The sequence below is a fragment of the Brevundimonas sp. 2YAF1 genome (assembly GCF_052114745.1).
Lineage (GTDB): Bacteria > Pseudomonadota > Alphaproteobacteria > Caulobacterales > Caulobacteraceae > Brevundimonas.
Map to the genome: position 1 here is coordinate 476,092 of NZ_JBFRFI010000001.1, position 19,978 is coordinate 496,069.

Annotated in this window: 17 protein-coding genes; 11 read left to right on the forward strand and 6 right to left on the reverse strand. The window is 66.6% G+C overall.

Going from position 1 to position 19,978, the window contains the following annotated elements; genetic code table 11:
• Nucleotides 1-131: 131 nt before the first annotated feature.
• Entirely contained in the window at nucleotides 132-1,718 is a 1,587-nt protein-coding gene (locus AB4Y68_RS02220) for a hypothetical protein (RefSeq protein ID WP_441453662.1), read from the reverse strand.
• A gap of 302 nt (nucleotides 1,719-2,020) precedes the next feature.
• Here AB4Y68_RS02220 and AB4Y68_RS02225 point away from each other — a divergent pair, with 302 nt between their 5' ends.
• From AB4Y68_RS02225 to AB4Y68_RS02265, 9 genes are all read left to right on the forward strand, one after another.
• Nucleotides 2,021-2,566 (forward strand): sugar dehydrogenase complex small subunit, encoded by a 546-nt coding sequence (locus AB4Y68_RS02225; protein WP_441453664.1) that lies wholly within the window; start codon nucleotides 2,021-2,023, stop codon nucleotides 2,564-2,566.
• Nucleotides 2,559-4,187 (forward strand): GMC family oxidoreductase, encoded by a 1,629-nt coding sequence (locus AB4Y68_RS02230; protein WP_441453666.1) that lies wholly within the window; start codon nucleotides 2,559-2,561, stop codon nucleotides 4,185-4,187. The genes AB4Y68_RS02225 and AB4Y68_RS02230 overlap by 8 nt, the downstream gene beginning before the upstream one ends.
• On the forward strand, nucleotides 4,184-5,617 hold the full coding sequence (locus AB4Y68_RS02235; RefSeq protein WP_441453668.1) for a c-type cytochrome: 1,434 nt from the start codon (nucleotides 4,184-4,186) through the stop codon (nucleotides 5,615-5,617). Before AB4Y68_RS02230 ends, AB4Y68_RS02235 begins: the two co-directional genes overlap by 4 nt.
• A 1-nt stretch (nucleotide 5,618) precedes the next feature.
• Complete coding sequence (locus AB4Y68_RS02240) at nucleotides 5,619-6,572, forward strand: cation diffusion facilitator family transporter (protein WP_441453670.1); 954 nt, start codon at nucleotides 5,619-5,621, stop codon at nucleotides 6,570-6,572.
• Nucleotides 6,573-6,617: 45 nt separating this feature from the next.
• Nucleotides 6,618-7,082, forward strand: a complete 465-nt coding sequence (locus tag AB4Y68_RS02245; RefSeq protein WP_441453672.1) for a MarR family winged helix-turn-helix transcriptional regulator — start codon at nucleotides 6,618-6,620, stop codon at nucleotides 7,080-7,082.
• Nucleotides 7,079-9,034: an FUSC family protein gene (locus AB4Y68_RS02250; protein WP_441453674.1), complete on the forward strand. Its 1,956-nt coding sequence runs from the start codon at nucleotides 7,079-7,081 to the stop codon at nucleotides 9,032-9,034. The genes AB4Y68_RS02245 and AB4Y68_RS02250 overlap by 4 nt, the downstream gene beginning before the upstream one ends.
• A gap of 153 nt (nucleotides 9,035-9,187) precedes the next feature.
• Nucleotides 9,188-10,456, forward strand: coding sequence for a M20 family metallopeptidase (locus AB4Y68_RS02255; protein WP_441453676.1), 1,269 nt, complete (start codon nucleotides 9,188-9,190; stop codon nucleotides 10,454-10,456).
• 27 nt (nucleotides 10,457-10,483) lie between these two features.
• Entirely contained in the window at nucleotides 10,484-11,140 is a 657-nt protein-coding gene (locus AB4Y68_RS02260) for a trimeric intracellular cation channel family protein (RefSeq protein ID WP_441453678.1), read from the forward strand.
• A gap of 329 nt (nucleotides 11,141-11,469) precedes the next feature.
• Nucleotides 11,470-11,718 (forward strand): sigma factor, encoded by a 249-nt coding sequence (locus tag AB4Y68_RS02265; protein WP_441453817.1) that lies wholly within the window; start codon nucleotides 11,470-11,472, stop codon nucleotides 11,716-11,718.
• A 27-nt stretch (nucleotides 11,719-11,745) separates the two neighbouring features.
• On the opposite strand, the gene AB4Y68_RS02270 is transcribed toward AB4Y68_RS02265, so the two are convergent.
• Both AB4Y68_RS02270 and AB4Y68_RS02275 read right to left on the reverse strand, forming a co-directional pair.
• Nucleotides 11,746-11,919, reverse strand: coding sequence for a DUF2177 family protein (locus AB4Y68_RS02270; protein ID WP_441453680.1), 174 nt, complete (start codon nucleotides 11,917-11,919; stop codon nucleotides 11,746-11,748).
• 187 nt (nucleotides 11,920-12,106) lie between these two features.
• Nucleotides 12,107-13,120, reverse strand: a complete 1,014-nt coding sequence (locus tag AB4Y68_RS02275; protein WP_441453682.1) for a cyanophycinase — start codon at nucleotides 13,118-13,120, stop codon at nucleotides 12,107-12,109.
• 136 nt (nucleotides 13,121-13,256) lie between these two features.
• Between AB4Y68_RS02275 and AB4Y68_RS02280 the strand changes: the two genes are divergently transcribed.
• Both AB4Y68_RS02280 and AB4Y68_RS02285 read left to right on the forward strand, forming a co-directional pair.
• Nucleotides 13,257-16,034, forward strand: coding sequence for a TonB-dependent receptor plug domain-containing protein (locus tag AB4Y68_RS02280; protein WP_441453683.1), 2,778 nt, complete (start codon nucleotides 13,257-13,259; stop codon nucleotides 16,032-16,034).
• 116 nt (nucleotides 16,035-16,150) lie between these two features.
• On the forward strand, nucleotides 16,151-17,005 hold the full coding sequence (locus tag AB4Y68_RS02285; protein WP_441453685.1) for a DUF6880 family protein: 855 nt from the start codon (nucleotides 16,151-16,153) through the stop codon (nucleotides 17,003-17,005).
• A gap of 239 nt (nucleotides 17,006-17,244) precedes the next feature.
• On the opposite strand, the gene AB4Y68_RS02290 is transcribed toward AB4Y68_RS02285, so the two are convergent.
• The 3 genes from AB4Y68_RS02290 to AB4Y68_RS02300 all read right to left on the reverse strand — a co-directional run bounded on the left by AB4Y68_RS02290 (nucleotide 17,245) and on the right by AB4Y68_RS02300 (nucleotide 19,775).
• A complete protein-coding gene (locus tag AB4Y68_RS02290) occupies nucleotides 17,245-18,654 on the reverse strand; it encodes a DHA2 family efflux MFS transporter permease subunit (protein ID WP_441453687.1) in 1,410 nt (469 codons plus the stop codon).
• Nucleotides 18,655-18,888: 234 nt separating this feature from the next.
• Nucleotides 18,889-19,425 (reverse strand): alpha/beta fold hydrolase, encoded by a 537-nt coding sequence (locus AB4Y68_RS02295; RefSeq protein ID WP_441453689.1) that lies wholly within the window; start codon nucleotides 19,423-19,425, stop codon nucleotides 18,889-18,891.
• Nucleotides 19,426-19,526: 101 nt separating this feature from the next.
• Nucleotides 19,527-19,775, reverse strand: coding sequence for a helix-turn-helix domain-containing protein (locus AB4Y68_RS02300; RefSeq protein WP_441453691.1), 249 nt, complete (start codon nucleotides 19,773-19,775; stop codon nucleotides 19,527-19,529).
• Nucleotides 19,776-19,978 lie beyond the last annotated feature (203 nt).

A 19,978-nucleotide genomic window follows, 5' to 3' on the forward strand; every position in this document is an offset into this window, starting at 1 on the left:
CTGGCCTAGCGCAGCACCTGGCGTCTGCCGTCGCGGCTTGCGACATGGCGTCTCCAGAAGCAGCGAGCCGTGCAACGGCGCATCTAGGCGTCAAGGCGCGGGTCTTCCGAGGAAGCCGCCGTCGCTCGATCCTAACGGCACGCCGGATTGTTCGCCGTCGGAACGGCCAGGAAGCTGATCGTCGCCGGGGCGAAGACTACCGCGCCCGCCGGCGTCGCCGCCCCTCTCAGAGCCGGCAGAGCATCATTTGGTCCCAGGCCCAGCGGTTGTCCATTCAGGCGCACAACCTTGTCGTTCAACTTTTCAGCGTCCAACGTGTAGCGCTCCGAAGCCAGGGGCAGGCTCAGCGAACGGTTTGTCTTACGATCATTGTTGATGACCAGAAGCGTCACGCCGCCGGGCGCGCCACGCTGGCACTGGGCGTAGACGTGAAGCCCCTCCTGGATCGGCACTCCGGAGTCCAGAACGGTCGTCCCCATCAGCCGCCGCCACAACAGGGCGGCCCAGTAGTTGGGCTTGGGCTCGAGCGTCTGGTCGTTCAGGAGGCCGTAGTCGCTGGCGACCAGGGTGTTGTGCGCCACGACCTGAACCCCTGCCTTCGCTAGACGGCCCAACTGGTCGAGATAGCGGAAGCTGTCGGTGAAGGTTCCCGCCCATGGGTTGCCGCCGCACGCCGCATCCGCGACTTCTGTCAGCCACATCGGCTTGCCAGGTTCATACTGATCCCGCAGTCCGCCATAGAAGGCCAGGGTCTGGCTGGTACGGCCCAGCCATTCCTCAGACAGGGCCGACTGTTCAGTCGTCTGCGGCATTCCCGTCGCGGCGCAACGCTGCGAGGCGGCGCCATAGTGGTGATAGGAGAAGGCGTCCACGCCTGGCCCCGACGCGGCCAGCAGGTCGGCCGTCTTGATGATCGGCAAGGCTCCATAGTCCATCGACCACGGCCCCGGCGTCTCGCCCACCGAACCCGGGCCGAGAATGAGCATGTCGGGCGCGGCACGATCCGCGAATGCCTTGAACAGCTTGAAGTCACGGCCATAGTCGGCGGCGCTATAACCCTCGGGCGCCCCGCCCATGGCGGCCAACGACGGTTCGTTCATATATTCAGCGGCGGCGATCCGTCCCCCGACCTGCCGGGTGTAATCCAGCCACAGCTGCGCCTGATCTGACGTCCATTTACCGCTGGCGTCCCGCACCCCGGGGCTGTCGGTGAAGGAGGTGACGATCTCGCCGTCGACCGCCTTCGCGAAGTCGACGACCCCCTTCCACTGCGCACGCGTCAGAACGCCGTTAAATCCTGGCGGGGGATTGGTCGGGGGCGTGTCGCTGTCCGCGAAATAAGTGGTGTTGGCCCAGGTGCCGCTGACACGGACATAGGCTGGCCCCAAGGCCGCAGCCAGTGTGCGAAGCCGCGGATTGGCGAGATCCATCGGCGGGCGGTACTGGTAGATATTCGGGTCCATACCAGCCGGCGTCGGCGCATCGCTCGCAGCCGGCGGACTGTTGCTGCTCGCCCCATAGGGCTTCCAGAACGCCCCACCCGTCACTTCCAGCATTTCGACGTTATAGGACTGGAAACGTTCGTCGACCGTGCCAATCCGAGCCATGGCCGCCGGAGAGACCGTCACCGCCTCCACCGCCTTTCCGGCCGGAGCCTGACAACCGCCAAAACCCACCAAAGAGGCCAGTGCAACTCCCGCCAGCAGCTGGGAATTCATTCCGTATCTCCAGCAAGCTTAAACGTTCGCCGGCGAGGCAACGCCATCTCGTTTCAAGGCTTATATGCACAAGGCGCCCTTTCGATCCGTGGCGCGCCAAATTTCGGCCCCCGGGGCTCATGAGGCAGACACTGACATCTGCTTCGCTCACGGTCGGATTTGGCGCGAACTTGGCGATGCCTGCGCGTCGGGCGGAGTATGCGCCGAAACCATGGTCCCCATCTTTAACCAAGTCAGGTTCCGCCATGCCGCCAGACACAGAGGACCTTCCAGATCCGATGGAGCCGGGCCTCCGGATTCATGTGTCGGGATTCGGGCGGCGCGCCCTTCTGGCCGGACTGCTGTCGACCTCCACGCTGGCCTTGATCCCGTGGGCGGCCGCCCAGCCCGCTTCAACCCCCGAGCGCGGCGCGTTTCTCGCGCTTTCAGCCATCCTGGTCGGGCGTCAGGGACTGGACCAAGCCCAGGCAGCGCGCCTGTTCGACGCCCTGACCGCCGATGATGCGGGCTTTCCAGCCGCCGCGCGCGACCTGCTGACCCTGATCAATCGACAGGCGGTCGATCCCCTTCAGTTGCAAGCCCAACTGGACCAGCAGCAATCCCCTCTGGCCGCCGTGCCGCGCAAGATCGTCACCGCCTGGTGCCTCGGCATCGTCGGCGTCGGCGACAAGGCTCGGTGCCTGGCGTTCGAGACGGCGCTGAATGCAGTGATGGTGTCCGACGCCCTGAAGCCGCCGACCTACGCCTACGGCTCCTATGGCAGTTGGGCGGTCCAGCCTCCCAGCGAGCCCCTGCCCGCCGCGAACACGCCGCCTTCCCCCTCCGTGGAGATCACGCCCAATGGCTGACCAGTCCGCCGATTTCGTGGTCGTCGGCTCCGGCATTATCGGCTCGCTTGCGGCACGCCGCCTGGCCGAAGCGGGCGCGTCCGTCCTGATCCTCGAAGCGGGCCCGCGCGTGACGCGCGGCCAGTTGGTCGCGCGGTTCCGGAATTCCCCGCGACGCAGCGATTGGATGTCGCCCTATCCGCCTTCGGCCTGGGCGCCGCACCCCGTCTATCAGCCCCAGGACAACGGCTATCTGGTCCAGGCCGGCCCCTATCCCTATCCAGCGGAATATATCCGCCAGGTAGGCGGCACGACCTGGCACTGGGCCGCCCACGCCTGGCGCAACGTGCCCAATGATTTCCGCATCAAGAGCCTCTACGATGTCGGCGTCGACTGGCCCTTCACCTACCACGACCTCGAACCCTTCTATCAGGAGGCCGAGGAGTTGATGGGGGTCTCGGGCGCGCCCAACACGGGATCGCCCCGCGTCAGGCCCTTCCCCATGGAGCCGGTCGTCGAGCCGTTCGCGATGCGCCGCATTCGTGAGCGTCTGGCCGGAACCTTCGACGTAGTCAGCAACACAACCGCCCGGAACAGCCGCAGCTATGATGGCCGGCCGCCCTGCTGCGGTAACAACAGCTGCCAGCCCATCTGTCCCATCGACGCCCAGTATCACGGCGGCCTCGCCGCCGCGTCCGCAGAGGCGGCAGGGGCCAAACTGGCGCCGAACGCCAACGTCTATCGCCTGGAGCACGACGCGCGCGGTCGCATTACGGCGGCCCACTACTACGACCCCGACAAGGGCTCGCATCGGGTCACGGGCAAGACCTTCATCATCGCCGCCAACGGTATCGAGAGCCCTCGGCTGATGCTGCTGTCCAGCAGCGACAAATATCCCCAGGGCCTGGCCAACAGCAGCGGCATGATGGGCCGAAACCTGATGGACCACCCCAGCACCTCCCTGACCTTCGACGCCGAGGAGGCTCTGTGGCTGGGACGCGGGCCGCAAAGCCCCAGTTCGATCAATACGATGAGGGACGGCGCCTTCCGCGCCGACCATGCCCCCTATCGGCTGGACTTCACCAACATTTCGCGCGTCGACGGGGCGACCAGGGCGCTGATCGACGCCGGCGTCTACGGCCCCGAGTTTGAACAGCGCCTGCGCCGCAGCGCCGCTCACGAGATGAACGTCAAGACGGTGCTCGAAGTCCTGCCTCATCTCGACAATCGGATCACCCTGTCGGACCAGAAGGACGCCATGGGCATTCCCAAACCCCAGGCCCACTACGCCATCGACGACTACACGCGGCTGGGACATGAACGCGCCAAGCGGGATTTCCAGCGCATCGCCGACCTGATGGGGGGAACCCAGCTGAAGCCCAGCAAGGACGGCGATTTCGCCAATAATCAGCACATCTGCGGCACGCTCTCCATGGGGGCCGATCCGAGCGCCTCGGTGTGCGACGGATACGGTCGCGCGCACGACCACGAAAATCTCTTCTTCGCGAGCACCGGGGTGCTTCCGACAGCCGGCACCTGCAACTCGACCGAGAACGGCGTGGCCGTCGCCTTGAGAAGCGTCCACCACATCCTGGGCTCCAGGCCGACCTTGGCGGCCGATCAAGGGGCGCGGGCTCAATGACGTTTTTGGCAAACCTGTTTCATCGTCTCGCGGTCCTGGCGGCGCCCATCGGCCTGCTCGGCCTGGCAGCCTTGCCCGCCCAGGCGCAAACCACCGCCGACGCCGCCCTGATCCAGCGTGGCGAATACCTGGCCATCGCCGGCGACTGCGTCGCCTGTCATACCGCGCCCGGTGGAAGATCCATGGCCGGCGGACTGAAGATGGCCTCGCCCTTGGGGACCATCGTCTCGACCAATATCACCCCGTCCCGAACCCACGGCATCGGCGGCTACAGCTTCACCCAGTTTGATCGTGCGGTGAGGGGCGGCGTTCGGGCCGACGGGGCGCAGCTCTATCCGGCCATGCCCTACACCGCCTACGCCAAGCTGACCGAGGACGATACGCGCGCCCTCTATGCCTATTTCATGCATTCGGTTCAGCCGGTCGACGTGGCGCCTGAGAAGACCCGCCTGCCCTTCCCCTTCAACATCCGCCTGTCGATGGCGGGCTGGAACCTGCTGTTCCTGAACAAGAAACCTTTCGCGCCGGACCCTGAGCGGAGCGCCGAATGGAATCGGGGGGCCTATCTGGTGGAGGGCCCTGCGCACTGCGGTTCGTGCCACACGCCCCGCAACATTCTGATGGCCGAAAGCTCCAGGAACGTGCTGTCCGGCGCCGCGCTCGGCGGCTGGTTCGCCCCCAACATCACCTCCGACCCCGTCAGCGGGGTCGGCGGCTGGTCGGTCGAGGAACTGGCGGGCTATCTCCGCACCGGGCATGCCGCAGGAAAGGCCCAGGCGGCCGGCCCCATGGCCGAAGCGATCGACGCCAGCCTTCGGCATCTCGATGAGGCCGACCTGCGCGCCATCGCCGTCTATCTGAAGTCGAGCCCGCCGGTGCGCCGCAAGGGCGATACCCGGCCCGCCTTCGCCTGGGGCCAAGCCAGCGACGACCTGGCTTCGATACGGGGCGTCGCCCTGCCCGCCAACCTCGACCAGATGACCGGCCCGCAACTTTATGACGCCCATTGCGCCACCTGCCATCAGGCCCAGGGTCAGGGCAGTTTCGACGGAGGCCTGCCCTCGCTCTTCCACAACGCCGCCCTCGGTCGGTCGCGTCCTGACAACCTGGTCATGGTGGTGTTGAACGGCCTGCACAGGCAGCCCGATGTGAACATGCCGGCCTTCGGGCGCGACCTGTCGGACATTCAGGTGGCCACCCTGGTCAACTATCTGACCGAGCAATGGGGTAACCCGCAATCGCAGGTCACGGCCAAACAGGTCGCAACACTGCGCGCGGGCGGGCCAACCAGCCCACTCGTCTTCATGGTTCAGGCCAGCATGCTGCTGGTGCTCGTGCTGATCGTCGCCGGCCTCGTCGGGTTGTGGTTGCGCCGCAAACCGCTCCGGCGCCCCGGGATCGGGCGCGAGTCTCGCTCGTCCCGACGATAGAATGGCGACAGCGTCGACCCGCGTGGTCATCGCCGCCTTGGCCGGAGACCTCGGCGTGGCGATCGCCAAGTTCGCGGCCGCCGGCGCCTCCGGCTCCACCGCCATGGCGACAGAAGCCATTCACTCTCTGGTGGATAGCGGAGACCAGGTGCTTCTGCTCATCGGCCAGAGGCGGAGCCAGCGCCCGGCCGACCCCACCCATCCCCTGGGCTACGGCATGGAGGCCTATTTCTGGTCCTTCATAGTCGCCCTGATGGTTTTCTTTCTGGGCGGCGTGGTGTCCCTCTACGAGGGTGTCCGTCATGCCCTGAACCCCGAACCGATCCGTTCGCCCTGGATCAGCCTGGCGGTTCTGGCGGTCGCCGCCGTGTTTGAAGGCGCGTCGCTGCGCGTCGGATTGCGAGAATATCGCCGCATCGTGCGCGGTCGCGACGTAAGCGTCTGGGCCTTTATCCGCGGGTCCAAGGACCCCAACGTCTTCTCGGTCATTCTGGAGGATTCCGCCGCCATGATCGGACTGACCCTGGCGGCCCTGGGAATTATCGGCTCGAGCTTCCTGGGCTTTGCCTGGGCGGACGGCGCCGCCTCGATCGGCGTCGGCTTGCTGCTCACGGGCGTCGCCCTGGTCCTGGCCAACGAAACCCGCAGCCTGATCGCCGGCGAAGCGGTCGCGCGTCCGGTCCTTGAAAAGCTGCGAGAGGCTCTGCGGCGCGCGGAGAGTATAGACGAAATCATCGATATCGCCACGCTTCAGCTGGGTCCCGGCGCGATCCTTGTCGCCTTGACCCTAAGCTTCAAACAGGCCGCGGACGCCCCCGCGATAGGCGAGAGCATCAACGCGATCACGGCAGCCCTGCAGGCGACCGACGAGCGCATCGCCTATGTCTATGTCCGTCCTCGCCCGCCCGAGGCGTGCCCCGCCCCACGCCCGGCGCCACTCGCAAGAACCCGATAATGCAATTAATTTGATATTCAAATCATTTCTGTTAGCAAGAACAAGATGTCTACCGTCCCCTCATCCCGCCGCCTGTTCGGCATCCAATTCTCCGTCCTGGCCCGGCGTTGGCGCCAGGCCCTGGATCTGGCGCTGGCCAATACCGGCCTGACTGACGCCACCTGGGGGCCGCTGATCCATCTTCGGGAATCGGGCGACGGCGTTTTGCAAAAGACCCTGGCCGCGCGCGTCGGCATCGACGGATCGACGCTGGTCCGGCTGATCGACATTCTGGAGGCGCGCGGCCTGGTCGAGCGACGCGCCGACGCCGCTGATCGCCGCGCCCGTCTGATCTTTCTGACGGAGAGCGGGCGCGGGGCCGTGGAAGCCATCGCGCGGGCGCTGGCCGAGGCCGAGGACGACATGCTGGTCGAACTCAGCGACGCGGAGATCACCGCCGCCCTTGCCGCCTTTGAAAAAATTCGTCGCCGGCTGGACAGCCGCACGGACGTCCCGGTTCAGCCGGCGTGACCGCCGTCGCCCCCACGCGTCTTTCGTCCGCCCTGTCGACCTGGGGCTTTGACGTGGCCCGCCTGCCCTTCACGCTGCGCACGGCGCTGGGGGCTTGCGCCGCCCTGCTCATCGGCTGGTGCATCGGCCTGGACCATCCGCAATGGTCCGCGATGACGGTCTGGGCTGCATCCCAGCCCATGCGCGGTCAGGTCATCGAAAAGAGCCTGTTCCGGATGGCGGGCACGGTCGGCGGCGTCGCCGCCGGGGTCGCCTTCCTGCTGATCTCGGGCAGCGATCCCCTGATCCTGGTCCTCGCTGTTTCGGCCTGGACCGCCCTGTGCGCTGCGGCGGGAAACCTTCAGCGCGGTTATGTGGCCTATGGCGTCACCCTGGCCGGCTATTCGGCCGCCATGGTCGCCCTGCTCGACTACAACCGCCCGAGCCATATCCTGGAGTTGGCGGGCGATCGATTGGCGACGGTCCTGCTGGGCATCGTGGTCGCCATGGTAATCGGCCTGGCGTTCGCACCCCGGCGCTCGGAGGGCGTGCTGGCCGCCCGCACACGTAACCTGACGGCGCGACTGCTGCGCGCCATGGCCCGCGACCTGCGCGACGAGCCGGCTGACGATCGCGCCGTTCAGCCGCTGTTGGCCGAGGCCGCCCTGATCGAGGAAACGCTGGACTCCCAGGCCGCCGGCTCATGGCGCAGTCGGCAAGAGGCTCGGGGTCTGCGCCGGATCCTCGTCGCTCAGGTCTCCGCCGTCGTCTGGCTACTACGCCCCGCAACACCCGCCTCCGACGCCGCCTCGACCGCCGTCATCTCGGAAGCGCTGGATCAGGCCGCCGTCGCCTTCGAGACCGCCCTCCTCCCTGCTGACCTTGTCGGCTCGCTGGAACGCGCCGCCGATGCAGCCGCAGGCAATCCCGCACTGCATGAAGCGCTCCTGGGCCTGGAAACCGCCGTCCGCGACCGCCTGCTGGGCGACCGAGCGGCGACAGAGCGGCCGCAGCGCGTGGTCACAGGCCTGCTTCACCGCGATTGGGTCGGCGCAAGAGAGGCCGGTTTGCGATCGCTGGCGGTCATGCTGTTGATGGGCGCAGTCTGGGTCGTCACCGGCTGGAGCACGGGCCCCTATCTCATGCTGGGCGCCGCGGTCATGACCAGCGTGTTTTCGTCCATGGACTTCCCGGCGCGGACCATAGTCTATGTGTTTCGCGGGGTGGTGCTGGGCGTTCTGGCCGCCCTGATCTGCCGGTGGCTGGTCTGGCCGCTAGCGAGGCAGCCGATCGAACTGGTTCTCCTGACCATGCCCTTCCTGCTCCTCGGCCCCTTCCTGATGAGCCACAGAAGGACCGGCGAAGGGGCGTTCGATTACAACATGAACCTGCTGCTTCTGTTGCCGCCCATCTTTCCGCTGACCGGCTCCCTCAGCCATTCTCTGGCCATCGCCCTGGCGGTTCTGGCCGGGCCGGCTGCGGCCTGGCTGGGTTATCGGCTCATCTATCCCGCAACCCTGTCGCGGCGACTGGACACCCTGATCGGCGTCATGGTGAGCGAGGTCCAGGCCATGGCGCGGAGCCCCGACGCCGTTCGCCGCCAGGACACCTGGCGTGCACGCCTGCAACACCGGATGCTGCGTCTGTCCCGCTGGGTCGACAAGACCGGCGACCGGGAAGTTTCAGCCGTGGCCGGCGGTCTGGCGGTTCTGACCCTGGGTCAGGCGACGATCAGGCTTCACGCCCTGAGCGAGCGGCCGGTCCTCGCCAACCATCCCGTGTCTGACGCCCGTATCGCTCTGGAACAGATCCGCGGCCTCAACGTCGACCCGGACAGCGTCGTCGCCGCCCTGCGCCGCGTCGCTGACCACCTGCCCCCGACCCAGGTTGAGGACGTCCGCCTGCTGAGGGACGCGGCCGACGCGGTGGCTGCGCATCCGGCCTTCTTCCTGCGCAGCACGAAAGCCCCCTAGCAGGCTGGACCAACCCCACCCCCCCGCGAAACATCGCCGCGTCCCCGAAAATCCCCAAGATTAAAAGCCGCATCCCAGGAAACGGGCGCGTCGCTATTGTGTTGTCATGCTGGGCGAAGCGACCCCTCTCGCTTGATCTGCGGGAGCAGCGACATGAATGATCCAGCGACAGAGGCCCTAAATCGGCTGCTGGCCGAACTGAATGATCTGCTGCCGACCCTCGAAGCGGCCTACAAGGACGTACATTCCCATCCGGAACTGTCGATGCAGGAAACCCGGACCGCCGGCCTCGCGGCGAAGCATCTGGCGGACAACGGCTATGAGGTGACGACCGGCGTCGGCCAGACCGGCGTCGTCGGCCTGCTGCGCAACGGCGAGGGCCCGACCGTCATGCTGCGCGCCGACATGGACGCCTTGCCGGTGCAGGAGGCGACAGGGCTCGACTATGCCAGCAAGGCGTCTGCGACCGACCCGTCCGGCAAGACGACGCCCGTGGCCCATGCCTGCGGCCATGACATGCACGTCGCATGGCTGATGGGGGCGACCGCGTTGTTTGCGCGCACGCGCGAGGCCTGGAAAGGCACCCTGATCGCCGTGTTCCAGCCGGGCGAGGAAACGGCTCAGGGCGCTCGGGCGATGATCGAGGACGGCCTGCTCACGCGCTTTCCAAGGCCCGACGTGGTCCTGGGCCAGCACGTCATGGTCGGGTCTTCGGGCACGGTCGCCGGCAGCGCGGGGCCGATCACCTCGGCGGCCGACAGCCTGCAGATCCGCATGTTCGGCCGCGGCGCGCACGGATCGATGCCGCAGGCCAGTATCGATCCGATCGTCATGGCCGCCGCCACGGTCCTGCGATTGCAGACCATCGTCTCGCGAGAGGTGGCCGCCAACGAGGCCGCCGTGGTCACGGTGGGCGTGCTGCAAGCCGGAACCAAGGAGAACGTCATCCCGGACGAGGCCCTGATCAAGCTGAACGTGCGGACCTTCGACGAAGGGGTTCGCCGGCGCGTGCTCGCCGCCATCGAGCGCATCGTGAACGCCGAAGCCGCGGCGTCGGGCGCGCCCCGCCCGCCAGAGATCACGCCCCTCGACCGCTATCCTCTCAATGTGAACGACAAGGCGGCGAGCGACCGGGTCGCCGCAGCGTTCCGATCGCATTTTTCGGCCGATCGCGTCCGCCATACCGGCCCTGCGCCAGCCAGCGAGGACTTCGGGTGCTTTGGAACTGCATGGAACGCTCCCTCGGTCTTCTGGTTCGTCGGCGGCACGGATCCCGTCGTGTATGAAACGGCCAGGAAGGAAGGACGGATCAACGAACTCCCGGTCAACCACAGCCCGAACTTCGCGCCGACGCTGCATCCGACGCTCGAAACGGGGGTCGAGGCCATGGTCGCCGCAGCGATGGCCTGGAATCGGGCGTGATGGTCGGGCCTCCACGGTGCGGCGGCGATGATTGAATCCCAGACGGCGCTTGAGGTTCAGCGGACGCTCGTCCTCATTCTCGATCTCTGCGGAACCTTCGCCTTTGCTCTCAGCGGCGCGATGGCGGGCGTTCGACGCCGCCTCGACGTGTTCGGCGTCCTAGTGCTGTCATTCGCGGCGTCCAGCTTCGGCGGCATCGGGCGTGATGTCCTGATCGGGGCGACGCCTCCCGCCGCCCTACAGGACTGGCGCTATCTGGCGGTCTCGCTCGGCGCCGGGTTGATCGTCTTCTTCTGGGCGCCGCTCATCGAGAAACTGACAAGCCCCGTACGCATGCTCGACGCCGCCGGACTGGCCTTCTTCGCCGTCGCGGGCACGGAGAAGGCGCTGGCGTTCGGGTTAAGTCCGGTGATGGCCGCCTTGCTGGGCATGCTGACCGGGGTAGGCGGCGGCATCGCCCGCGATGTGCTGCTCGCCGAAATTCCCGCCGTGCTCCGCTCCGATCTCTATGCGGTGGCCGCCTTGGCCGGCGCCGCCATTGTGGTGGGCGGCGACCTGCTGCATCTCCCGGTCGTTTCGGTCGCCGTCACCGGCGGCCTGGCCTGCTTCGGTCTGCGAATGACGGCGATCCGCTGGGGTTGGCGCCTGCCCGTCTCCCGTTCCGGCGCGCCGCCCTCGGCTTAACCCCTCTGACGGCGAAAAAGCCGACGATCACAGACTGGACCGGCGCGCAGGATCGTCGGCAACGGACCCTGCTGCCGGCTCTGCCCTGATCGCCGGCCTGATCCCCGCTTCGCGCCAGAAGCGGTCGCTTCGGTCGCTCCCGGAAGGCGACATTCACCGCCCCAGGCTGATCGCCCGGGTTCCGGGCTAAGCGCCTAGCGGTTACGACATCCGGTCCAGCGAAAGCTGGATCACGTCCGTACGGATCGGAAACCGGCCTCGCAATAGGCGAGATAGAAGCGCCAGAGCCGACGGAAGCGTCCGTCGAAGCCTGCGCCTTCCCGGCGGATATCGCCCCATGCGCCCTCGAACCGACGGGTCCATTCCGCCAGGATGTCGGCGTAGTCGCGCCCGAACCGCTCCGTCCCTCCCCACCGCAGGCCTGCGCCGCGACGCCCGGCGCGGCGGAGGATTTCGCGCAGGACGCCGTGCTGACGGTGTGGCGCAAGGCCGACCTGTTCGACGCGCGAAAGGCCCGAGCCGCCACCTGGATCTTCACCATCGCCCGCAACCGGCGTCTCGACATGCTGCGAGCCTAGCCAGGCCCGGCAGGACGGCGAACAGAGCTAGGCCCGCCGCGTAAGCACATAGAGGGCGATGGCAGGCGCCAGCCGGAAGTTTTCCGCCAGCATGGAGCCGATCGGCGGCCGGTAGAACCGATCCCCCATGGTTCCCAGCCAGGCCGTATCGATCACCGCGAGGACGATCAGGGTCAGGACGTAGGCGACGACGACATTCATGGGATGCTCCACCTGACTTGCCGGATACGCGCGCGGCCGCCGATCGGATCGGCCTGCCGCTGCGGGATCTGCAATGCGCCAACAGCGGCCCTTAACTTGTAGCCGATCAGCGGACATACCCGGTCGCAAGCTCCACTGGCATCCCGCGCTAGCTGCACTGGTTTCCAGTACAGTTCTGCGCGATCTGTCAGGCACCCGTCGGATCCACCGGGACGTTCAGCAGCCGGCCGGTCTGGACCGACGCTGTTCCCGAAAAAGCGGGACGCGTGATCCGCATCGTCTTCAGATCGATCTCGCCGTCCGGTCCGAGCGTGGTGATGCGCACCGATGGATAATCGAGCGGCTTGCCGGGTTCGACCTGCGGCGCGCCGTCCGGCTGCACCAGCCAGGCATAGCCGCTGCTGGCGGTGAAGAAGCGGCCGACGCCGTCGGCGTCGACGCACAGGGCGCCGTCCTCATCGACGCCGAGGCCGATGGCTTGCGGATCGCCCGAGGCCCGCACCTGGGCGACGAAGGCGATGAGACGGCCCAGCCGGTCGCGGACGCTGAAATGGGTGTCGGTCACGACATGGGCGAGATAGGGCATAGTCAGGAAGTCGCCGACCATGGTGACTTCCGGTCCCATCGGATCCTTGAGCGCCGTGATCGAGTCGATGCTACCGCCGTCCATCGCGCCGTAGCCGGCGCCGCCGAGGATGGCCAGACCCGCGCTGGTGCCGCCAATCGGACGGCCACGCGCAACATGGTCGTTGAGCGCCTTCTGGACCGAAGTCCCCTTCCAGTAGCGGACATAGTTGGCCTGGTCCCCGCCTGCCAGGAAGACGCCGTCGGCGCGGTCGAGAATGGCGAGCACGCGCGGATCCTCGGAAGCCTTGCGGTCGTCGAAGACCAGGGTCTGCACCGAGGCCGCGCCGCCGATATCGCGATAGATCTCCTCGCCCCCCGCGCCGTCGCCAGAGGCGCGCAGGATCACGATGTGGCCATGCCCGGCCTTGGCGATGAACCATCGAAAGGCGCGGTAATCCCAGTCGCCGCCGCCCATCAGCATCAGGCCGGTCTCAGTCGGGCCGGGCGTCCGCGCGTCGATGTCGCCGATTCCGTAATAGCTATAGCCGCTGGGCGAAGCGGTCGCCGTCGACGCGGGCGACAGGCCGGAAAGCAGCGCCAGGGCGCCGAAGAACGCCAACAGCGTCGTTCGCATAAATCGTCTCTCCGCCACCTAGTAGAACACCATATGGGCACAGTTCGCTTCGAAGCGCGACACGATTGGATATTTTTGTTCTTCAAAAAATTTGAAAGTCGCCGCATGGTGTTCGGCAGGGGACAGGGGGCATACCATGCGATACGTCAGATCAATCATCGGCGCTCTTTCGGCCGGAACCAGCCTCATCGCGCTGTCGGCTGCGGCGCAGACGACGCCATCTCAGCCGAGCGGCGAGGCCGCCACGACGGTCGATGAGGTCGTCGTCCTGGGTTCGCGGATTCCGCGCCAGATCGACACCGAAGGTCCGGCGCCGGTGACCACGATCACCGCCGACGAGATCTTGCGCAACGGCTACCAGAGCGTGCCCGACCTGCTTCGCGCGGTGACGCAGAACGGCGGCGAGACGCAGAGCCAGCAGTCCTTCTCCGGCGCCTCGTTCACGCCCGGCGCCCAGCAGGTCGATCTGCGGGGCCTGGGCCCCAACCATACGCTGGTGCTCGTGAACGGGCGGCGCATCGCCGACTTCCCCCTGCCCTTCCAGGGGCAGAGCAATTTCACCGACGTGTCGAACCTTCCCGTCGGACTGATCGAACGGGTCGAGGTGCTCAGCGGAAGCGCGTCCGCGGTCTATGGGTCCGACGCCATCTCCGGCGTGGTCAACTTCGTGCTCAAGAAGTCGGCGGACGGCATCCGCTTCGACTTCCGCCAGGGCCTGACCGAAGACGGCGGCGGCGCTTCCCAACGCTTCACCGTGACGGCCGGAGGGAGCCGCGGCGGCTTCCACGGCGTCGTCGGCGTTGAACTGCTCAACCAGAAGCCGCTCTGGGCCTATGATCGGGAAATTCAGGACTCCACGAAGGACAGCCCGACCAACACCACGGCGCGTCGGGCCTTCCTGCGGTTCGACGAGGACAACGACTACCTCGACCCCGGCGCCGCGACCTGCGCCAAGCTCGCGTCGTTCAACGGCGGGACGACCTACTACGCCAACCGGCGGCGCTACGGCTATTTTTGCGGCACCGACGAAGCGATCGGGTACGGAACGATCCTCAGCGGCCGCGACAGCCTGAACAGCTACGCGGCCCTGGGCTATACGATCGACGATCGGACCGAACTCTTCCTCGACCTTCAGTACAGTCACAGCAAGCTGAAGCTCTTCCGCGACGTTCTATCCTGGCAGTATCAGGATGCGAACGGCAGCGAAGACGGCCTGTTCTTCAATGCCGACACGGGCATGATCGAGGGCTGGCAGAGGCAGTTTTCGCCGGAGGAGATGGGCGGCCTTTCGAAGGGGTTCACCCGCAATCGATCCGATGCCTTCACCATCACGCCGGGCGTCAAGGGCGCCTTCGGCTCCGCCGACCAATGGGGCTATGAGGTCGCCTTCAACCACGCCGAATACCGGTCGACGGTCCGCTTCCCCCATATCATCGCCCAAAAGGCCAACGCCTTCTTCCTGGGTCCGCAGCTCGGCGTCGATCCGGACAGCGGCTATGCGATCTTCGCTGTGGGCACCGACGCCGCACGCCTTTACAAGCCGCTCACGACCGCGGACTACGACCTGATCGCCAAGGACGCGGTCTATCATCCGCGCTCGCGCAACGACAACCTGTCGGCCACGATCACCAACAGCGCCCTGTTTGATCTGCCCGCCGGACCGGTCGGCTTCGCCGCCGTCGTGGAAGGCGGGACCCAGAGCTACAACCTCAAGCCTGACCCGCTGGCGCTCGAGCCCTATTATTACGGCCTGGTCGACTCGGATGGTAAGGGCGACCGCGACCACTGGGGCGCCGGCTATGAGGTTCGCGCGCCGCTGCTTAGCAATCTCGAGTTCAGCACGGCGGGCCGTTACGATCACTACGAGTTCGCCGGCAACGGCTTCGGCAAGTTCACCTACAACGTCGGCCTCGAATATCGCCCCATCCGCACGCTTCTGTTCCGCAGCGCCTACGGCACCGGCTTCCGGGCGCCGGACCTGCACTATGTCTTCTCTGGACCGGGAAACACCCACCCCTCGGGCACGGACTACTTCCGCTGCCGCACCGAGGAGCCGAACGAACCCATCGGCGACTGCAGCTTCTCGGGCGAGGGCATCGTCTCCCACCGCAACGGCAACCGCGATCTGAATCCCGAGACCAGCAAGTCGTTCAATGGCGGCGTCGTCTGGCAACCCATGCGTAACCTCAGCCTGTCGGTCGACTATTTCCGCGTCGAACTGACCAATCAGGTCCGCGACATGAGCGCAGACACGATCCTGCGCGACGAGGCCGACTGCCGCATCGGCAAAACTCAGGGCGGCAGCGCTGTGGACCGCGCATCGCCCACCTGTCTCGACGCGATCGCCCGCGTCGAGCGGCAAGCCACGGGGCCTCTGGCGGGGCAGTTGGTCGGCATCTTCACCAATCCGATCAACATCGCGCAGGAGACGACTTCAGGCGTGGATGTCGCGGCGCGCTGGCGCGTTCCGACCAACCGGATCGGCGAGTTCAACCTGTCGCTCGGCTATACCTACGTCGACAAACATACCTTCCAGCAATATCCGGGCGATCCGGTCATCGACAAACTGGCCTTCGACAGCGGCTACGACATCCCGCGCGACAAGGGCACGGCGAGCGTCAGTTGGGCGCTGGATAAGCTGACGGCGACGATTCAGGGTCAGTACCTCGGCAAGCTGCCGAACTATGACGAGGACGCCTTCATCAGCGACAGCTGGATGTTCAACGCCTCGGCGCAGTACGATCTGACGGACCACGTTCGCCTGTCCGTGACCGTCAACAACCTGTTCGACAAGGGGCCGGTCAAGGATCCGACCTACAGCGCCTACCCCTACTACGACATCTCCTGGTTCGACTCCGTCGGCCGCAGCTACTACTTCCAGCTCACCTACAAGCTGGGCGGCGCGGGGCTCTGAAGAAGCCGCTCGGCTACGTGATAGACCTTCCGCCTCCCGACAAAGGCGGGAGGATCTTTCATCGTGTGGCCAAATGGAGCTAAATCCAAAAACTCGCACACGACAGTGAACGCTCCATGCGAGGCAGGCTAACGCTCGCCACGGCCAAGCAGAATGCGGATGCGCCGAGCGTCTTCAAGGCGGCACCCGCCCTCTTCCACCTCGCCGAAGCGGAGGACGGGACCGCCTCCGGCGAACTGGGGGACGCCCTTCGCCGTCGCCCGCTCGACTACGGCCGGTGGATCGCCGCCGCCGGCGACACGGTCGGCCCCGATCTGGCGCGACGCCTGCTCGACGGTCTCGACGCCTCGACCAGGATGACGCCGGCCGGGCGCAATCTCGTCCGCCGTCTTGCGGACCGGGCCCAGGACCTCGATCTTTGGCTGTCTCTCATCACGCCCGAACAGGCCGGGTCGCCCGACGTCGCGGCCGATATCTCGCGTCGGCTCCTCGCCGCCGGCCGTCTTGGCGAGGCGCGCGCCGCCCTCGAAGGCGCGCTGGCGCCCTCTCCCGCGAACCGGCGCTGGACTTTTGGGCGTAACCCATCAGACGGCGCCCCCAGGCTGACGCCGGCCTGGGAGGCCGCCTCCATCGACGTGCTGGACGCCGAGGGCCGCCGCCAGGAGGCCCAGGACCTGTGTTGGAACCTGTTCGAACGCGACCTGTCGGCGCAGATCCTGCGGGACTATCTCGCCCGTCTTCCCGACTTCGACGACGTCGAGGCGCTGGACCGGGCCTTCGCCTGCGCCGCCGCCCATCCCGATTTCGAGGCGGCCATGTGTCTTCTCATGGACTGGCCCGCGCACCGCGAGGCGGCGAGCCTGGTTCAGGCGCGACCGCGCGAGGCGCGCAAAGTCGGGCCTATCGCCAAGGACTGGGCGTCCCGATTGGCCCAGCGCTTTCCGGAGGCCGCTGACCTCCTGGCGGACTAGACCGCGTGCGCTACGCCAGGGTCTTGAAGGAGATCGAATACCGCAGCGCCGCCATTGGCGTGATTGAATGCTCCCAGCGGCTCCGCGCCTCGCCCGAGAGCCGGTACACGGAACCGGGTGGGAGCGGCGACGCCAACCGGCGCCACTCCGCCCCTTCCTTCAGACGCAGGACGCAGGGCGCCAGAAGAGAGACGCCGAGGATGTCCCCGTAGACCGGCCGTCCGCTCCACCAGCCGTGACTAGCGCCGCTTTGGCCCGGTCAGGCCTCCGACAATTCCGGCCGCTACCGCGCAAGCCGCACAGGTTAACATCACGACGCGGAAGGACGCGTGGAAGGCTTCGACGGCGCCTGAAGGTGACGTTCCGCCCGCCATCACCTCTCCGAGCAATACCCGGGCGTCGGGGCCGCCCACGCGATCGACGAACACCGATGACAAAAGCGCGCCCAACAAGGCGACGGCCAGCAGGCCCGCTATGCGCGCCACGGCGTTGTTCACGCCGGAGGCCACCCCGGCGCGCGCCGGCTCGACCGCGCCCATGACCGCCGCCGTCAGCGGCCCGACCGCGAGTGTCATGCCGATCGCCAGCACGGTCATTCCCGCTAGAGGTCCATCAACATAATCCGCCCCTGGCCCGGGCAGGGCGAGCAAGCTCAGGCCTATCCCCGCGAGGGCAGGCCCGAAAGCCAGCGACAGCCGCGCCCCGAACCGGTCGGCGAGGCGTCCTGCCAGTCCCGAGAAAAGCCCCATGATCACCGCAAAGGGCAACATGGCCGCCCCCGCCATCGTGGCGCTAAAGCCCTGGACCCGGATCAGGTCGAAGGGCAGGAAGAACATCGCCCCGCCCAGCGCGAAATAGAGCAGCAGGGTTAGCAGGTTCATGCCGCTGAAGACCGGCGACCGGAACAAGGCGAGCGGCGTCATGGGATGCCGTTCGCGGGCCTCGACCAGCAGGAAGGCGGCCAAGGCCCCGCCTCCGCAGACAAGTCCGATGATGATGGCTCGATCCTCCCAGCCCCGATCCGGCGCTGAGATCAGGCTCCACGTCAGGGCGGCGAGGCCGGTCATGGCCAGAAGGGCCCCGAGCCAGTCGAGCCCGCGAGCGTCGCTATCCCTGCTCTCGGGTAAAGCGCGCAAGGCGACGCCGATCGTCAGGACCGCCAGCGGAACGTTGATCCAGAAGATGAAGCGCCAGTCTGCGTGGTCTGACAGCCAGCCGCCGACAAGCGGCCCGACCATCCCGAAAAGGGCTCCGGCGCCCGCCCAGGTACCGAAAGCTTTGCCGCGTTCCTCCGGCGGAAAGGCCGAACCGATGAGGGCAAGCGCTCCAGGAGTCAGCAGCGCCGCTCCAATTCCCTGCAAGGCTCGGCCGCCGATCAGCACCTCGACGGTCGGCGCCAAACCGCAGGCGATGGAGGCGAGGGCGAAAATGCTCACACCGATCAGAAAAACCCGGCGGCGTCCGAACCGGTCGCCCGCCGCGCCGCCGATGAGCACCAGCGCGCCGAGCATCAGCAGATAGGCGTTGGAGATCCACTGGACAGCGGCCGGACCGGCTCCGAGATCGCGCTGGATGGCCGGCAGGGCCACGCCCAGCGCTGAGCCGTCGATGAAGGTCAGGCTGGAACCCAGAACCGTGGCGATCAACACCCAACGCTTGCGCGCGGCGGTGAGAGATTGGACGGGCGCAAGGGCGCCCTGCACCTGACCGGCGTCGCAGGGGCCGCGAATGGACATGACAGGGCTCCACCAGGAGCCTGACGCTAGGCCAAGTCCCCCCACAGCATCAATGCCTCTCAAGGGGCTTCACGAAAGCGGTCGGCAACCCGACGCTTGCGATTCTCATCGCCTATACGCTGGCTATTAAGCTCAAGGATTTGTTTCCTAGTGCCGGCTGTGCGCCAGATGTTGGCGGACGAAGGTTTGCAGGACGTCGACGAAGGCGTCCGGTCGCTCTAGGTAGATGAAGTGCCCGCCGTCAGACATGACGATCCGCCGCGCGCCGGGGATGAGTGCTTCCAGCGCGCCCGCGTGAGAATGAACATCCGGCATGTCTACCTCGCCTGTCACGATCAGGGTCGACGCAGAGATTTCCCCCAAGCGGCTCATCACGGCCGCCCCGTTCCGCATCATTCGTCCTGCGCCGAAGTTACCGGGATGGGCGCGCAAGTCGGCGACGATGAAGGCGCGGGCTTCTTCTGCAGAAGGCGTGAGAATGCACGGATCGCGAACCGCTTCTTCCAGTCGTGCCTGCGACAACAGTCCGACCAAGGCCGCCGTACGCCGCCCGAAATGATCGGTCGGTTGAAAGCCGTTCACAGCCGCCCCGACCAGGACTAGGCCGTCCACTGATGCCGGATGAGCCAGGGCGTACTCCACAGCGACTCCCCCGCCGGCCGAAGACCCGACAAGGGTCGCCATTGCCACAGGCTGCGGCGGAACTGACCAGCAGGCAGCCGGCCGCGATCGCCCAGACGGGCGCTGAAAGCAGTTTCATGAAGATCTCCAGGGTGAAGCGCCGATCAGCCGGCGCGTTTGAACTCGATCGGCGGGTGTTCGGTCGTTTCGTCGGGGAGGTATTCGAGAATGTCCCCGGGCTGGCAGTCCAGATAGATGCAGATGGCTTCGAGGGTGTCGAACTTCATGCCCTTGACCTTGCCGGACTTGAGCAGCGACAGATTGGCTTCGGTAATGCCGATGGCGCGCGCCAGAACATTGGATCGGACCTTGTGTCGGGCCATGACGACATCGAGACGGAGGATGATCGGCATCAGACGAACGCCCTTCGGTCTTCCTCGATCTCGCGACCGACCCGCATGACCTGACCGATCACGAACACAAGCAAGCCCAAGATCAAAGCTTGCGGGCATTCGGGCACCTTGCCCGCGCCGGTCTCTTCAGCCGCCTAACGACCCGATCGCGGCCTTGCCGAGGACATCGAAAAGCTTTGGCCAGGACATGGCCCAGGCCTCGG

Bases quoted from the DNA above. Each gene is read 5' to 3' on its own strand.
- AB4Y68_RS02220 (WP_441453662.1), bottom strand. From the start codon at position 1,718: ATGAATTCCCAGCTGCTGGCGGGAGTTGCACTGGCCTCTTTGGTGGGT.
- AB4Y68_RS02230 (WP_441453666.1), top strand. From the start codon at position 2,559: ATGGCTGACCAGTCCGCCGATTTCGTGGTCGTCGGCTCCGGCATTATC.
- AB4Y68_RS02235 (WP_441453668.1), top strand. From the start codon at position 4,184: ATGACGTTTTTGGCAAACCTGTTTCATCGTCTCGCGGTCCTGGCGGCG.
- AB4Y68_RS02240 (WP_441453670.1), top strand. From the start codon at position 5,619: ATGGCGACAGCGTCGACCCGCGTGGTCATCGCCGCCTTGGCCGGAGAC.
- AB4Y68_RS02245 (WP_441453672.1), top strand. From the start codon at position 6,618: ATGTCTACCGTCCCCTCATCCCGCCGCCTGTTCGGCATCCAATTCTCC.
- AB4Y68_RS02255 (WP_441453676.1), top strand. From the start codon at position 9,188: ATGAATGATCCAGCGACAGAGGCCCTAAATCGGCTGCTGGCCGAACTG.
- AB4Y68_RS02260 (WP_441453678.1), top strand. From the start codon at position 10,484: ATGATTGAATCCCAGACGGCGCTTGAGGTTCAGCGGACGCTCGTCCTC.
- AB4Y68_RS02270 (WP_441453680.1), bottom strand. From the start codon at position 11,919: ATGAATGTCGTCGTCGCCTACGTCCTGACCCTGATCGTCCTCGCGGTG.
- AB4Y68_RS02275 (WP_441453682.1), bottom strand. From the start codon at position 13,120: ATGCGAACGACGCTGTTGGCGTTCTTCGGCGCCCTGGCGCTGCTTTCC.
- AB4Y68_RS02280 (WP_441453683.1), top strand. From the start codon at position 13,257: ATGCGATACGTCAGATCAATCATCGGCGCTCTTTCGGCCGGAACCAGC.
- AB4Y68_RS02285 (WP_441453685.1), top strand. From the start codon at position 16,151: ATGCGAGGCAGGCTAACGCTCGCCACGGCCAAGCAGAATGCGGATGCG.
- AB4Y68_RS02295 (WP_441453689.1), bottom strand. From the start codon at position 19,425: ATGGCGACCCTTGTCGGGTCTTCGGCCGGCGGGGGAGTCGCTGTGGAG.
- AB4Y68_RS02300 (WP_441453691.1), bottom strand. From the start codon at position 19,775: ATGCCGATCATCCTCCGTCTCGATGTCGTCATGGCCCGACACAAGGTC.